This is a genomic window from Peptococcaceae bacterium (assembly GCA_024655825.1).
Lineage (GTDB): Bacteria > Bacillota > Peptococcia > DRI-13 > PHAD01 > JANLFJ01.
The window spans coordinates 74,309-89,150 of record JANLFJ010000010.1; the positions used below are offsets into that span (position 1 = coordinate 74,309).

The 14,842-nt window shown below is 56.8% G+C and carries 13 protein-coding genes; all 13 read left to right on the forward strand.

Annotated elements, in window-relative coordinates:
- The first annotated feature begins 163 nt into the window (after positions 1 to 163).
- Positions 164 to 1,183: a DeoR family transcriptional regulator gene (locus tag NUV48_05745; GenBank protein MCR4441644.1), complete on the forward strand. Its 1,020-nt coding sequence runs from the start codon at positions 164 to 166 to the stop codon at positions 1,181 to 1,183.
- Between the two features lie 21 nt (positions 1,184 to 1,204).
- Positions 1,205 to 2,209: an ArsJ-associated glyceraldehyde-3-phosphate dehydrogenase gene (locus tag NUV48_05750; GenBank protein MCR4441645.1), complete on the forward strand. Its 1,005-nt coding sequence runs from the start codon at positions 1,205 to 1,207 to the stop codon at positions 2,207 to 2,209.
- 27 nt (positions 2,210 to 2,236) lie between these two features.
- Entirely contained in the window at positions 2,237 to 3,418 is a 1,182-nt protein-coding gene (locus NUV48_05755) for a phosphoglycerate kinase (protein MCR4441646.1), read from the forward strand.
- 22 nt (positions 3,419 to 3,440) lie between these two features.
- Complete coding sequence (tpiA, locus tag NUV48_05760; GenBank protein ID MCR4441647.1) at positions 3,441 to 4,205, forward strand: triose-phosphate isomerase; 765 nt, start codon at positions 3,441 to 3,443, stop codon at positions 4,203 to 4,205.
- Positions 4,206 to 4,232: 27 nt separating this feature from the next.
- Positions 4,233 to 5,777, forward strand: a complete 1,545-nt coding sequence (gpmI, locus tag NUV48_05765) for a 2,3-bisphosphoglycerate-independent phosphoglycerate mutase (protein ID MCR4441648.1) — start codon at positions 4,233 to 4,235, stop codon at positions 5,775 to 5,777.
- A gap of 23 nt (positions 5,778 to 5,800) precedes the next feature.
- Entirely contained in the window at positions 5,801 to 7,087 is a 1,287-nt protein-coding gene (gene eno, locus NUV48_05770; GenBank protein ID MCR4441649.1) for a phosphopyruvate hydratase, read from the forward strand.
- Positions 7,088 to 7,203: 116 nt separating this feature from the next.
- Positions 7,204 to 7,425 carry a preprotein translocase subunit SecG gene (gene secG, locus NUV48_05775; protein ID MCR4441650.1) on the forward strand — a complete coding sequence of 74 codons (222 nt, stop codon included), beginning with the start codon at positions 7,204 to 7,206 and terminating at the stop codon, positions 7,423 to 7,425.
- Between the two features lie 37 nt (positions 7,426 to 7,462).
- A complete protein-coding gene (locus NUV48_05780; GenBank protein MCR4441651.1) occupies positions 7,463 to 9,472 on the forward strand; it encodes a sodium-translocating pyrophosphatase in 2,010 nt (669 codons plus the stop codon).
- Between the two features lie 184 nt (positions 9,473 to 9,656).
- Entirely contained in the window at positions 9,657 to 10,664 is a 1,008-nt protein-coding gene (locus NUV48_05785; GenBank protein ID MCR4441652.1) for an aldo/keto reductase, read from the forward strand.
- Between the two features lie 3 nt (positions 10,665 to 10,667).
- Positions 10,668 to 11,429, forward strand: a complete 762-nt coding sequence (locus NUV48_05790; GenBank protein MCR4441653.1) for an alpha/beta fold hydrolase — start codon at positions 10,668 to 10,670, stop codon at positions 11,427 to 11,429.
- 24 nt (positions 11,430 to 11,453) lie between these two features.
- The gene (locus NUV48_05795; GenBank protein MCR4441654.1) at positions 11,454 to 11,900 is read left to right on the forward strand and encodes a PaaI family thioesterase; all 447 of its coding nucleotides are present in this window, start codon (positions 11,454 to 11,456) and stop codon (positions 11,898 to 11,900) included.
- Positions 11,890 to 12,441: an HDIG domain-containing protein gene (locus tag NUV48_05800; GenBank protein MCR4441655.1), complete on the forward strand. Its 552-nt coding sequence runs from the start codon at positions 11,890 to 11,892 to the stop codon at positions 12,439 to 12,441. The genes NUV48_05795 and NUV48_05800 overlap by 11 nt, the downstream gene beginning before the upstream one ends.
- Before the next feature lie 63 nt (positions 12,442 to 12,504).
- The gene (gene rnr / locus NUV48_05805; GenBank protein ID MCR4441656.1) at positions 12,505 to 14,706 is read left to right on the forward strand and encodes a ribonuclease R; all 2,202 of its coding nucleotides are present in this window, start codon (positions 12,505 to 12,507) and stop codon (positions 14,704 to 14,706) included.
- Positions 14,707 to 14,842 lie beyond the last annotated feature (136 nt).

Genomic DNA, 14,842 nt, shown 5'->3' on the forward strand with positions numbered 1-14,842 from the left:
AAAATTTTGGAAATAATCTTGTAACTCGAAGGTTTATTTGCTAAATTAATAATAGGGAGCGGTACAGGCGGCACAGCACCATGTTTATTTATTAAACTGCCGGGACATAATAGTAGATGGCCGGGACATAATATGACCCGAGGGGGGCTTTTTATTGAAAGATATGGAAGACCTGCTGGTGAAATTGGCGCCGGAGATAATAGTTTTATTGGAAAGGCGGTATAATATACTCCGGGCTGTAAGTTTCAACCAGCCTATTGGCAGGCGCCTGCTGGCGGAACAGCTTTCGCTTGGGGAAAGGGTTGTCCGCGCCGAGCTGGATTTTTTAAAAAACCAACAGCTTTTGGTGTCGGACTTATCCGGCGTTTCCCTCACCCCGGAGTGCGAGTCACTGCTGCCGGAGATGGCGAGCCTGCTGCACAGGGTGCAGGGGCTTTCCCTCCTGGAAAACTATATCAGCCAGAAGACGGGCTTAAAACGAGTCGTGATTGTGCCCGGCGATGTCGATAAGGACCGCAGCACCCTGCGAGAACTGGGCAAAGCGGTCGGCCGTTTTATCCGGGATACGGCGCGCGACGGATGGGTAATTGCCGTGACCGGCGGGACAACGATGGCCGAGGTGGCGCGCAGTGTGCCTCCGGCCCACGGGAAAAGACAGCTGCTGGTTGTGCCGGCCCGCGGGGGTCTCGGCGAAGACGTGGAAATCCAGGCAAACACGATTGCGGCAGCCATTGCCCGGGGTCTGGGAGCCGCCTACCGCCTGCTGCATGTGCCTGACGGGATCGTGGGCGGGGCGCTGGAGAGCCTCCTGGCTGACCATAAAGTGCAGGAAGTCATTAATCTATCGAAACGCGCCAACCTTTTACTGCACGGGATAGGTATTCCCCAGGTCATGGCCAGCCGGCGCGACCTTGACTGGCAGGAGCTTTTCGCCCAAAAAGAGAAACCGCCTGCAGGCGAGGCTTTCGGCTGTTTTTTTGCCGCCGACGGTTCGGTGGTGATAACAACCCCCACCGTGGGACCAACGCTGGAGGAGCTGTCCAGGCTGGAAATGGTGGCGGCGGTGGCGGGCGGAAGCAGCAAAGCGGAGGCAATCATGGCCGTGTTGAAAAACGGGTTTGTTCATACCCTTTTCACCGACCAGGGGGCTGCTGAGAGGATTAAGGAAATACTCGAACATTAAATAAACGAGGGGGTATATTTAATCATGAAAAAAGTGGGGATTAACGGTTTCGGACGCATCGGCAGGAATGTGTTCAGGGCGGCGTTACAAAAAAACGACCTTGATTTTGTCGCCGTGAATGACCTGACCGATTCTGCCACCCTGGCACACCTGTTGAAGTACGATTCGGTTCACGGCCGTTTCGAGGGGACGGTTGAGGCGAAAGAAGGGGCGATCGTCGTCAACGGCAAGGAGATTAAAGTGCTTGCCGAGAAAGACCCCGCCTCGCTGCCCTGGAAAGAGCTGGGGGTTGATATTGTCATCGAATCGACGGGCCGATTCACCGATGCCGAAAAAGCCGGGGCGCACCTGAAAGGGGGAGCGAAAAAAGTGATCATTTCCGCTCCCGCCAAAGGAGAGGACATCACCATAGTTATGGGTGTAAACGAGAACAGCTACGACCCGGAGAAGCACAATATTATTTCCAATGCTTCCTGCACCACCAACTGCCTGGCCCCGCTCGTCAAGGTCCTGCATGACAGATTCAAGGTGCGGCGCGGGTTGATGACCACGGTGCATTCCTATACAAACGACCAGCAGATCCTGGACCTTCCCCACAAAGACTTGAGGAGAGCCAGGGCTGCGGCCATGTCGATTATCCCGACCACGACGGGAGCGGCCAAAGCTGTAACCCTGGTGCTGCCGGAACTGAAAGGCAGGCTGAACGGGTTTGCCATGCGCGTGCCGACTCCCAACGTCTCGGTGGTGGACTTTGTTGCCGAGCTGGAGCGCGCGGTCACGGTGGAAGAAGTGAACGCCGGCCTTAAGGAAGCGGCGGAAAACGAATTGAAAGGCATCCTGGCTTATTCCGACGAACCGCTTGTCTCCAGGGACTATAACGGTGATTCTCATTCCTCGATAGTTGACGGGCTTTCCACGATGGTCGTAGACGGCAGCATGGTCAAAGTGGTCGCCTGGTATGACAACGAGTGGGGCTATTCCTGCCGGGTTGTCGACCTGGCCCGTTATATCGCGGAAAGATTGTAGCCGGTAAAACTAAACGGAGGCGAAACGATGAATAAACAGACCGTTCGGGACATCGATGTGGGGGGAAAGAAGGTCCTCCTGCGCGTCGATTTCAATGTCCCCATAGAAAACGGGAAAATCACCGACGATACCCGCATGATTTATGCCCTGCCCACCATCAGGTACCTGCTGGAGAACAAGGCTGCGGTGCTCATCATGACGCACCTTGGCCGGCCTAAGGGCAAGGTTGTGCCTGAACTGAGCGTCAGGCCGCTGGTGAAACATTTGAGTTCTCTGCTGGGGCAGGAAGTGCTTTTCGCCGGCGACTGCGGCGGCGACGAATCCGCGCGGGTCAGCTCGGAAATCAAACCGGGGCAGGTGGCCCTGCTCGAAAACACCCGTTTTTACCCGGGAGAGGAAAAAAACGACCCGGAAATGGCCCGGAAGCTGGCAGGGCTGGCCGATATTTACGTTAATGACGCGTTCGGCGCCGCTCACCGGGCGCATGCCTCCACGGAGGGCGTGGCCCGCTACCTGCCTGCCGTGGCCGGGTTTCTTTTAGAAAAGGAGCTGAATGTTTTATCCGGGATCGTAAACAACGCTGAAAGGCCTTTTATCGTGGTATTGGGAGGTGCCAAGATCAGCGACAAGCTTCCCGTCATAAAAAGGTTGTTGGACAGGGTTGATGCCATGCTGGTCGGGGGCGGGCTGGCCAATACCCTGCTTAAGGCCAGCGGGAAGGAAACAGGGAAATCCCTGGTCGAGGAAGACAAGCTGGCCGAAGCGGGGAGTATCCTCAGGGAGGCTGCAGAGGCCGGAAAAGAAATGCTCCTGCCGGGCGATGTGGTGGTGGCGGACAGGTTTTCCGCCGGTGCCCAGGCCAGGGTGGTGCAGGCCGGCAGCATACCCGCGGACTGGATGGTCCTGGACATCGGGCCGGAGACGGTCAAGACTTATGCCCGGGCCATTGGCCAGGCCAAGACGGTCTTTTGGAACGGGCCCCTAGGCGTCTACGAATTTGAAAGGTTCGCCTGCGGAACGAACGAGATTGCGAAGGCGGTGGCGGAGGCGAAGGCCAAAACCGTGATCGGCGGGGGTGATGTGGTCGCGGCCGTCGAAAAAACGGGCCTGGCTGACCGGATATACCACATTTCGACCGGCGGCGGGGCTTCGCTGGAGTTCCTGGAAGGCCGGACCCTGCCGGGCGTGGCGGTTCTTCAGGAAAAGTAAGGAGTCGAGGAGGGGGTAAGCCATGCGCCAGCCAATTGTCGGCGCAAACTGGAAGATGCACAAGACCCTGGGAGAGGCCAGGGATTTTATCACGGGATTACCGGCTGACCCGGAAACATTCCGCCGGGTGGAAGTGGTGATATTCCCGCCGTTTACTGCTCTGGCCGCGGTCAAAGAAGCCCTGCGGGGCACGGGTATAAAGCTGGGCGCGCAGAACATGCACCCGGCGGAAAAGGGGGCCTTTACCGGCGAGGTCTCGCCTCTTATGCTGCTGGACGCGGGGTGCAGCCATGTTATCGTGGGCCATTCCGAGCGACGGCGCATTTTCGGTGAAACGAACGAGTTTATCAATGAAAAGGTAAAATCCGCCCTGGCCCATAAACTCATTCCCCTGCTATGCATCGGCGAGACGCTGGAAGAGAAGAGAAACGGCCGTACGGAGGAAGTGTGCGAACAACAGCTTTTCGAGTCGCTGGCCGGTGTGGAGGGGCAGGACGTCGCCGGAATGGTTATCGCCTACGAACCGGTATGGGCCATTGGCACCGGGGTTAACGCCACAGCCGGCGACGCGGAAGAAACCATCGGGTTTATCCGGGACCTGCTGCGAAAAAGGTACGGCAACGCGGTGGCTGGCGCCGTAAGGATCCAGTACGGCGGCAGCGTAAAGCCGGACAACGCCGGCGATTATTTCCAAGAAGAAAACATTGACGGGGCCCTGGTTGGCGGAGCCAGCCTGGAAGGTAGGTCCTTTTTTGAAATTGTCAGGAGCGCGGCGGCAGCCGGTTAAACGTTCTTCATCCAAGGAGGAAAACCAATGGCATATAAACCGGCAGTATTGATCATCCTTGACGGCTGGGGAGTTTCCGGAAAAAAGGAGGGAAACGCCGTCGCCGCTGCCCGCAAGCCCTGTTTTGAGAGCTTGCTGGCTCAATACCCGAACGCCGTGCTGGAGGCGTCGGGAGAGAGCGTCGGACTTCCCGAGGGGCAGATGGGCAACTCGGAAGTGGGGCACCTTAATATCGGGGCGGGCAGGATTGTTTACCAGGAACTGACCAGGATAAACAGGGCCATCCGGACGGGTGAATTCCAAAAGAACCCAGTTTTGACGGAAGCGATGGATAAAGCAGCTCAAGGCGGCAAGAACTTGCACTTGATGGGACTGCTCTCGGATGGCGGTGTGCACAGCCACATTGACCACCTCTTTTCCCTCCTGGAGATGGCTGCCGCCAGGGGCCTCAAAAAGGTGTTCGTCCATGCCCTGCTGGACGGCCGGGACGTGCCGCCGGCCAATGCCGGGGAGTACGTACGGGCCCTGGAAGAGAAAATGAGAGAACTCAAAACGGGAAAAATAGCCACCGTTACGGGGCGCTATTACACCATGGACCGCGACAAGCGCTGGGACAGGGTGGAGAAAGGCTACCGGGCGATGGTGGAAGGCGAGGGGCTCAAGGCCAGCATGGCGCTGGAGGCTGTGGAAAAAGCCTATGAGATGAAGCTGACCGATGAGTTTGTGAAGCCCACGGTCATTGTGGACAATGAGGGCAGGCCGGTGGGCTTGGTGCAACCCCAGGACGTGATGATCATGTTTAATTTCCGGGCGGACCGGGCCAGGCAGATTTCCTACGCCTTCACCGAGCCTGGATTCAAGGCCTTTGCCAGGTCTGGCGGCTTCCTGGGCCTCCATTATGTCTGCTTTACCCAGTATGATGCGGCTCTTGAGGCGCCGGTGGCCTTTCCTCCCCAGAACCTGGACAACACCCTGGGAGAGGTTGTCAGCAAAGCCGGGCTGAGACAGTTGAGGATAGCCGAGACCGAAAAATACGCCCATGTGACCTTTTTTTTCAACGGCGGACTGGAGGAACCCTATCCCGGCGAGGACCGGGTCCTTATCGACTCGCCTAAGGTGGCCACCTACAACCTGCAGCCGGAAATGAGCGCGCCCGGGATAACAGGCAAGGCGGTGGAGATGATTGATGAGCAGGACTACGACCTGGTTGTCATTAATTACGCCAACCCGGACATGGTTGGCCATACAGGGCAGTTTGCGGCGGCAGTCAAAGCCATTGAAACGGTTGACAGGTGCATGAAAAAAGTTATTGAAAAGGTCGTGGAAAAGGGCGGGGCTTGCCTTATCACCGCCGATCACGGCAATGCCGAGTGCATGCTGGACACTGAAACCCGCCAGCCCGTGACTGCTCACACCTGCAACCTGGTCCCCGTTATTCTGGCCGGGCGCGGCACTCAAAAAATGCGGCTTCGCAGCGGCAGCTTGCAGGACATTGCACCCACCGTGCTGGAGCTGATGGACATTGAAAAACCGGTGGAAATGACCGGAGAAAGCCTCATAATCAAAGATTAAAGAATGAATGGAGTGGATTATTTATGAGCGCGATTATTGACGTTTATGCCCGGGAAATTCTCGATTCCCGCGGCAACCCCACCGTTGAAGTGGACGTTACGCTTGAAGACGGTTCATTCGGCAGGGCCGCCGTCCCGTCCGGCGCATCCACGGGAGCATACGAGGCCGTGGAGTTAAGAGACGGGGACGAGAAGCGTTTTTTGGGCAAAGGAGTGATGAAGGCGGTTACCAATGTTAATACCATTATCGCTCCGGCCTTGCTGGACACCGATGCCCTGGACCAGGCCGGTATCGACGGCCGGCTGATCGAACTGGACGGGACTCCCAACAAGAGCAAACTGGGGGCGAACGCCGTTCTGGGCGTCTCTCTCGCCGTGGCCAAGGCGGCGGCTGCTTATTCGGGGCTGCCGCTGTACAGGTATATCGGTGGTTCCAATGCCCGGGTGCTCCCTGTGCCTTTGATGAATATCCTCAATGGAGGCAAGCATGCCGACAACAACGTGGACATCCAGGAATTCATGATTGCGCCCGTGGGAGCGTCCTCATTTACCGAAGCCTTTAGGATGGGTGTGGAAGTATTCCACAACTTGAAAAGCGTGCTCAAGAAAAAGGGGTATAACACGGCTGTCGGCGACGAGGGCGGTTTTGCGCCCAATTTGAGTTCCAATGAGGAAGCCCTGGAAATAATAGTGGAAGCGATCCACCGGGCGGGGTACAGACCGGGAGAGGACATCGGCCTGGCCATTGACACGGCGGCGAACGAGCTTTACCGTGAAGGGGCTTATTACCTGGCCGGGGAAGGGCTGACCAAATCTTCGGCTCAAATGGTGGAGTACTATGCGGCTCTTGCCGGAAGGTACCCAATCCTCTCCATCGAAGACGGGCTTTCCGAGGACGACTGGGAAGGATGGCGGCACCTGACGGGAGAACTGGGCAAAAAGGTCCAGATTGTGGGTGACGACCTCTTTGTTACCAATACCGAAAAACTTGAGAAAGGCATCCGGATGGGCGTCGCCAACAGCATCCTGATAAAGGTGAACCAGATCGGTACCCTTACCGAGACCCTGAACACCATTGAAATGGCCAAGCAGGCTGGTTACACGGCGGTTGTTTCTCACCGCTCCGGGGAGACTGAAGACGTGACCATTGCCGATCTGGTGGTGGCGGTAAACGCGGGGCAGATTAAGACGGGAGCGCCCTCGCGTACAGACCGGGTAGCCAAGTACAACCAACTGCTGAGGATAGAGGAAGAACTGGAGGACGCGGCCGTTTTTAAAGGCCGCAGGGCTTTTTACAACCTGGGGATATAGTTTTCCAGGGATTGAACGCAAATAAGCCGGGAACAGGCCCCACTTTGAAGTTGTATAACAATTTATGTTGTGATAAAATATCACTGTTGATTGGCAAAAGGGGGGTGTGTAAGGACTTGAAAACTGTCGTTTTGGTTTTACAGGTGATTTCATCTCTTGGTCTCATCGCTGCCGTCCTACTCCAGTCCGGGAAAAGCGCCGGCCTGTCGGGCGCCATTGCCGGCGGAGCCGAGAATATCTTCGGTAAAAAGAAAGGCCTGGATGATTTCCTGAGCAAGCTGTCTTTGATTTTTGCCGTGTCTTTCATTGTATTAACCATTGCTTTGTCCCTCATATAGACTTGGGAGGAGAACCTGTTAAGGAGGAAAGAAAGGAATGAACTTCACGTTTTGGGCGCCTTTAGCAGGTGTGGCGGCCCTTTTGTTTGCCTTTTACCTGGCAAACAGGATTGCTAAAGTGAGCCCGGGTAATGAAACGATGCAGGAGATCGCGGAGGCCATTCATGAAGGGGCCATGGCCTTCCTGTTCCGTGAGTACAGGACGCTTGTGCTGTTTGTCATAGGGGTGGCCGGGTTTATTGTTGCGGCCGGCGTACTGACCCCGGGAGCCGAGAGCCTGCAGCCCGAAACCGCAGTCGCTTTCGTCGTGGGCGCAGTCTGCTCCGTTTCGGCTGGCTACATCGGGATGAATGTGGCTACCAGGGCCAACGTCAGGACCGCCAACGCCGCCCGGGAGAGCGCCAACAAGGCGCTGGGGATAGCTTTTTCCGGCGGTGCCGTAATGGGCATGTCCGTGGTTGGCCTGGGTCTTTTGGGGCTTGGGGTCGTGACTTACATCTTCGATAATCCCAGCGTGGTCAACGGCTTTGCCCTGGGCGCCAGCTCCATTGCCCTGTTTGGACGCGTCGGCGGCGGCATCTATACTAAGGCGGCCGATGTCGGTGCCGACCTGGTCGGTAAAGTGGAGGCAGGCATCCCCGAGGACGACCCTCGCAACCCGGCGGTCATAGCCGACAACGTTGGCGACAACGTGGGCGATGTGGCGGGAATGGGCGCCGACCTGTTCGAGTCATATGTCGGGTCCATCATTGCCGGCATGGCTCTTGCGGTGTCGCTGGGCCTGGGACGCAACGGCATTATCCTGCCCATTCTCATCGCGGCGGCCGGCGTGCTTGCTTCCATTATCGGGACATTCTTCGTCAGGACGGGCGAAGGATCCAACGCCCAAAAGGCCCTGAGCATGGGAACCTACGTGGCTGCGCTTCTCTCCGTCGCCGCTACATATTTGCTGGCCACCAGGATGCTCCCGGCAACCGGCAGCGTTACGGGAACCGGGGTCTTCACCGCTACGGTGGCAGGTTTAATTGCCGGCGTGCTGATCGGGAAAATTACGGAATACTATACTTCGGGCGACTACAAGCCGGTTAAAGAAATCGCCAAGGCTTCGCAGACCGGCGCCGCCACCAACATCATCTCGGGATTTGCCACCGGGATGCTGAGTACGGCCCTTCCCATCATTGTGATCGTCCTGGCCATTCTTATCGCTTACAAGTTTGCCGGGCTTTACGGCATTGCGCTGGCAGCCGTCGGGATGCTTTCCACCACCGGCATGGTCGTGGCCGTTGACGCTTACGGTCCGGTTGCCGATAACGCAGGCGGGATCGCAGAAATGTCTCACCTCGATCCCAAAGTGAGGAAAATAACTGATTCCCTTGATGCCGTGGGAAATACCACCGCAGCCATCGGCAAGGGTTTCGCCATCGGTTCTGCGGCCCTGACCGCCCTGGCGCTCTTTTCCGCGTACACGGCGGCTGCCGGGATCAAACAGATTGACCTGCTGAATCCCTCCGTGGTGGCCGGGCTTTTCCTGGGCGCCATGCTTCCCTACCTTTTTTCTTCCATGACCATGCGCGCCGTGGGGAGAGCGGCCTTTGAGATGATCGAGGAGGTCAGGAGGCAGTTTAAAACCATCCCCGGCCTGATGGAAGGAAAAGCCAAGCCCGATTATGCCAACTGCGTGCGCATAAGCACGGGGGCCGCTATCAGGGAAATGATCGTGCCGGGCCTGCTGGCCGTGCTTGCCCCGCTGGTGGTGGGCCTTCTTCCCGGGTTGGGGAAAGAGGCCCTGGGCGGCATGCTGGCCGGGGCCACCGCTTCCGGCTTCCTGGTAGCCGTAATGATGGCTAATGCCGGCGGGGCCTGGGACAACGCCAAGAAGTTTATTGAGGCGGGGAACTACGGCGGCAAAGGATCGCCGGCTCACACCGCCGCCGTCAACGGCGACACGGTCGGCGACCCCTTCAAAGACACCTCCGGTCCCTCGCTCAATATACTCATAAAGCTGATGACCATTGTCTCGCTTGTTTTTGCTCCCCTTTTCATGTAGATGCCTGGTGAAAGGCGATAACTGCAAATTCATTTGTGAATTTATTTGTGCCGCAGAGGCTCCTTGAGTTTTGGGGAGCCTTTTTGTTGTCGCCGGGGTTGAAGAAATCGCTAGTTTCCGGTCTATTTTGTTATTATTATGTTATAATGTATAAGACGATTTGCGCAAAGGAGATACGGCTTCAATGGAATACAAATTTTTGGGCAGAACAAAACTGCGCGTGTCGCTGGTGGGTTTTGGAGGCATCCCCATCCAGCGCGTTTCCGAAAAGGAAGCAGCCAGGGTCATACAAGCGGCCATAGACAAAGGGATAAACTTTTTCGATTCCGCACGCGGGTACACGGACAGCGAGAATAAAATAGGGCTGGGCATAAAAGGCAAAAGGGACGGGCTTGTCCTGGCCACCAAAACGATGGTCCGTTCCCATGATAAAATGAAAGACGAGATTGACAGGAGCTTAAAGGCGCTGGCTGTCGAATACATAGACCTGTACCAGTGCCACAACGTGCGCAGCCGGGAAGATATTGAGAAAATAACGGCACCCGGGGGGGCGCTTGAAGCCCTTCATAAAGCGCGAGAGGCGGGAAAAATCAGGTTTATCGGCCTGAGCGGCCACCGCCCGCCGGTCATAATGGAAGCCATTAAAACCGGGGCTTTCGACACGATCCAAGTTCCCTACAATTTTATCGAACGCCAGGTTGAAGAAGAACTGCTGCCCCTGGCTCGCCGGGAACAGCTGGGAATAATCGTGATGAAACCGCTTGCCGGCGGCGCTTTTTCCAGGCCCGACCTGGCGCTGCGTTTTTTGCTGGCTGCGGACGTGTCCACAATCATCCCCGGGATGGACAGCCTGGAACAGGTCGAGCAAAACGCCGCCCTGGCTGCGCGGCCTGAACCGCTGGAGCAGCCCGAACTGGAATACCTGTTGAAGGAAGCAAAAGAGGTGGGAAACCGCTTTTGCCGCCGGTGCGATTACTGCAAGCCGTGCCCGCAGGGCATCGACATAGCCACTCATTTTGTCCTCCACAGCTATTACCGGCGCTACGGGATGCCGGACTGGGCCAAGGACCGCTACCGGAAGCTTCCGGTCAACGCGGGGGCCTGCCAAGATTGCGGGCTCTGCGAGAGCAGGTGCCCTTACTCCCTGCCGGTCAGGGAAATGTTGAAGGAGGCGCACAAGGACATGGGGTAGGTGATGGTGGTGACCATTGTTCACCGCAGCGCAGAACCCTTTTTTTGGGAAGGCGAAAAAAGGCTCTTTTGCTTGCTCGTGCACGGCTTTACCGGCTCTCCCGGCGACATGCGCATACTCGGCGAACACCTCAGGGATAAAGGGTATGGAGTTTCGGGGATACTTCTTCCCGGCCACGGGACTTCTCCCCGGGAACTGAACAAAACGGGCTGGCAAGAGTGGTACGGCGCCGTGGAAGCGGAATACCTAAGGATAAAAAAAGAGTATGGCGGCGTACCGGTCGTCCCAATGGGGCTTTCCATGGGAGGGACGCTGGTCCTGCGTTTGGCCTGCCGCCACCAGGCTGAAGGGGTCGTCGCCTTTAGCGCTCCCGTGTTCCTGGCGGATTCGAGGGCCTATGAACCTGTGAAGTCCGGGATGGAGTATTACCCGAAAAACAAAACCCCCCAAGAGCTCGCCAGGGATGAGGCTGAAGGCAGGTTTTCTTACGGGGTTATCCCCATGAAGGCCTTTTCTTCGCTCATGCTGCTGATTGAGGCGATCAAGGAAGAACTTGCTCTTATCAGCGCGCCGGCGCTGCTTTTCCAGTCCAGGGCCGATGCCGCGGTAAAGCCGGAAAGCGCAAGTTTTCTTTACGAGCATATCGGCAGCAAGAAGAAGAAACTGGTTTGGCTCGAAAAGTCGGGTCATGTCGTCACGCTGGGCAGCGAACGCGCCCTCGTATTTCAAGCGGTCCGCGAGTTTTTGGAAGAGATCGGTTTCTAATGAGCAGGGAGGTATTTCCAGGTCATGTTTGATTACAACCATCATTGCTTCGGCTGCGGGGAACTCAACCCGCAGGGCTTGAAACTGAAGTTTTTCAAGGATGGAGAAACGCTTTATACGACTTTTGTTCCCGGCGAGGTTCACCAGGGTTACCCGGGCATTATGCACGGCGGGATCACCAGCACGATTCTCGATGAGGTGATGTCCCGTTCCATCAGCGCTTTGGGGCTGCTGGCATTTACGGCGCGGCTGGAGGTGCGCTTCCGCAGCAACGTCCCCCTCCACCGTCCCGTGCGCTTCGAAGCCTGGATAACCGGGCGCAAGAGCAAGGTGATAGATACCGAGGCCCGGGCCGTGCTGGATGACGGCCAGGTCGCGGCGGAAGCCAAAGCCCGTTTTATGGTGAAGGGAGCAGGGGAAATTTACCTGGATACTGGGAGTCGGGAGGAAAAACAAAATGATGAAACGTGAAGAAGCGCTTGCCCTGTTGAAGAAAAACATCCACAACGGCAATCTTCTCAAGCACATTTACGCGGTGGAGGCGGTCATGGGGGCCCTGGCCCGGCATTTCCACGAGGACGAAGAAACCTGGAAGCTGGCGGGACTGCTGCACGACATCGATTACGAGATCACCAAAGACGACCCCCCAAGGCACAGCTTGGTGGGCGGGGAGATGCTGGAGAAGGAAGATGTGCCGCCGGAGGTGGTTTATGCCGTCAAATGCCACAACCATGTTCACGGTTTGGAGAGAAAAAGCCTGATGGACAAGGCCCTTTTTGCCACTGACCCTGTCACCGGGCTGATTGTGGCAGGCGCCCTGATCCGGCCGGACAAAAAGCTGGCGCCGGTTGATGTGCCGTTTTTGCTCAACAGGTTTCACGAAAAATCGTTTGCCCGGGGCGCCAGTCGCGACAGGATTGCCGCCTGCAGCGAGCTGGGGCTGAGCCTGGAAGAGTTTATCGGCATCGCCCTTGAAGCGATGAAGGGGATCAGCAAGGAACTAGGTTTATAAACGGCATCGAACTGGGCAGTATAGTGATGACTGCCCTTTTTCTTTTGAAGGAAGTGATGATTAATGAAGACGGTGGCGCCGGAAGAAATCCTGGAACACATGATGCGGCATTCTTACAGGCCAATGACGGCCGGAGAACTGGGCGAGGTGCTGGAAATCGAAGACGTCTCCCGGCTGGTGCCTGTGCTTGCTGAAATGGAAAAGCAGGGGGACATAGTAAAAAACCGCAGGGGCCGCTACGGGCTGCCTCAAAAAATGAACCTGCGGGTGGGGCGCATCCAGGGGAATCGCAAGGGTTTTGCTTTTTTGGTACCCGACGACCCCGGCGAACAGGATGTCTTTATCCTGAGCGAAGACCTTAACGGGGCAATGCACAACGACCGCGTGGTCGTCAGGCTTTACCGGCACCTGGCCAACGGCCGCAAAAGCGAAGGGAAAGTTATCCGCATCCTGAAAAGGGCCAATGAAAGGGTTGTCGGCACCTATGAAAGAAACGGCAGCCTGGGTTTTGTCGTTCCCGATGACAGGCGGCTCGGGCACGACATATTCGTAACTAGGGAGGATGCCGGGAGCGCCAGGGACAACGACAAGGTCGTAGTGGAAATAACGCGCTGGCCCGGGCCGAGGCGCAGCCCGGAAGGAAGGATAATCGAAATACTGGGACAAAAAGGCGATCCCGTTGCCGATGTGCTCTCCATTATCCGTAAATACCAGCTGCCTGAGGTTTTTCCGGCGGAAGTATTGAAAGAGGCGGAAAAAATCCCCCTGGTTATTGGGAATAAAGAACATGCGGGGCGCAGGGACCTGCGCGGGCTGGCAATGGTCACCATAGACGGTGAGGACGCGAAGGACCTGGATGACGCGGTCAGCCTGGAACGCCTGCCGGGCGGCAATTATCGCCTGGGGGTTCACATCGCCGATGTCGGTTATTATGTCCGGGAAGGTTCCCTCCTGGACCAGGAGGCTTTAAAAAGAGGTACCAGCGTTTACCTGGTCGACAGGGTCATTCCCATGCTGCCGCCCCGCCTTTCCAACGGCATTTGCAGCCTTAACGCCAACGAGGACAGGCTGGCCATGACCTGCTTCATGGAGATTAATGAAACAGGCGGCGTTGTGGGTTATGAGATCTGCCGGTCGGTGATCCGGGTCAGGGAACGCATGACCTATACCGCTGTGCGCAAAATACTGGAAGAGCGCGATGCCGGGCTCCTGAAGCGCTATGGCGAATATATTGAAATGTTTGAGCTGATGAAAGATTTGTGCCTCATCCTCCGTGAAAAACGCCTGCGCCGCGGGGCTGTCGATTTTGATTTCCCCGAAGCCGTGGTGACGCTGGACGGCGCAGGCAGGCCGCTGGGCATTGCCAAGCGCGAGCGTTCCATCGCCGAGATGATTATCGAGGAATTTATGATTGCGGCCAACGAGACGGTGGCAGGGCACTGCTGCCGTCTGGGAATCCCCTTTTTGTACAGGGTCCACGAGAAACCGGACCTGGATGACCTCAGGGAACTAAATGAATTCCTGGGGGCCTTCGGTTACCGAATCAAAACCAGCGGCAGGGGCGAGGTGACTCCAGGAGATTTTCAACGCATCGTGGAAAAGGCCAAAGGGAGGCCGGAGGAGAAGGCTGTGACCATGACCATGCTCAGGTCAATGAAGCACGCCCGTTATGCTCCCGAAGCCATCGGGCACTTTGGCCTGGCAGCCCGGTACTACACTCATTTCACATCGCCCATCCGCCGTTACCCCGACCTGGCCATCCACCGGATCATTTGTGAAGCGGTGGAGGCGGGTTCGCTGCCGGCGGCAAGGACCAGGCAGCTGGAACGGTTGATGGCCGGTTACGCGCAGCAGTCCTCCCTCCGGGAAAAGATCGCCGAGGATGCGGAACGGGAGTCGGTTGATTTGAAAAAAGCGGAGTTCATGAAAGGGCTGACCGGGGAAGTGTTCAGCGGTTTCATCAGCGGTGTCAAGTCGTTTGGCTTTTTTGTGGAGCTTGACAGCACGGTGGAAGGGCTGGTTCATGTTTCCACCCTTGATGACGACTATTATCAGTATGACGACAGGCGCCTGGTGCTGGTTGGTGAGCACACCGGCAAAAGCTATCGCATCGGTGATGCCGTAAAGGTCAGGGTTTCCGGAGTCAGCATTGAGGAGCGGCGCGTTGATTTTGAGCTGGCGCCTGATGAGGAGAAAAAAGCGGGGCGCCTGAAAGCGCGCAAGAAGCGCCTGCGGAAGAAGGACGGAAAAAAACGGGTTCCTTGACGCCGCTGTCGTATCTGGTATAATAAAAGAGAAGACATAAACCGTGGGTAATAGGAAAAGTTTGGCCGGAAATAATGAAATAGAGCTAATTGCTATGTTCAGGGGGCCAAACAGCACAAGCGTTGAAAGGAACGCA

What these genes read in the sequence shown, in the direction of transcription:
- gpmI (MCR4441648.1), top strand. Translation starts at nt 4,233, where the DNA reads ATGGCATATAAACCGGCAGTATTGATCATCCTTGACGGCTGGGGAGTT.
- NUV48_05800 (MCR4441655.1), top strand. Translation starts at nt 11,890, where the DNA reads ATGAAACGTGAAGAAGCGCTTGCCCTGTTGAAGAAAAACATCCACAAC.
- NUV48_05780 (MCR4441651.1), top strand. Translation starts at nt 7,463, where the DNA reads ATGAACTTCACGTTTTGGGCGCCTTTAGCAGGTGTGGCGGCCCTTTTG.
- tpiA (MCR4441647.1), top strand. Translation starts at nt 3,441, where the DNA reads ATGCGCCAGCCAATTGTCGGCGCAAACTGGAAGATGCACAAGACCCTG.
- rnr (MCR4441656.1), top strand. Translation starts at nt 12,505, where the DNA reads ATGAAGACGGTGGCGCCGGAAGAAATCCTGGAACACATGATGCGGCAT.
- eno (MCR4441649.1), top strand. Translation starts at nt 5,801, where the DNA reads ATGAGCGCGATTATTGACGTTTATGCCCGGGAAATTCTCGATTCCCGC.
- NUV48_05755 (MCR4441646.1), top strand. Translation starts at nt 2,237, where the DNA reads ATGAATAAACAGACCGTTCGGGACATCGATGTGGGGGGAAAGAAGGTC.
- NUV48_05785 (MCR4441652.1), top strand. Translation starts at nt 9,657, where the DNA reads ATGGAATACAAATTTTTGGGCAGAACAAAACTGCGCGTGTCGCTGGTG.
- NUV48_05790 (MCR4441653.1), top strand. Translation starts at nt 10,668, where the DNA reads ATGGTGGTGACCATTGTTCACCGCAGCGCAGAACCCTTTTTTTGGGAA.
- NUV48_05745 (MCR4441644.1), top strand. Translation starts at nt 164, where the DNA reads ATGGAAGACCTGCTGGTGAAATTGGCGCCGGAGATAATAGTTTTATTG.
- NUV48_05795 (MCR4441654.1), top strand. Translation starts at nt 11,454, where the DNA reads ATGTTTGATTACAACCATCATTGCTTCGGCTGCGGGGAACTCAACCCG.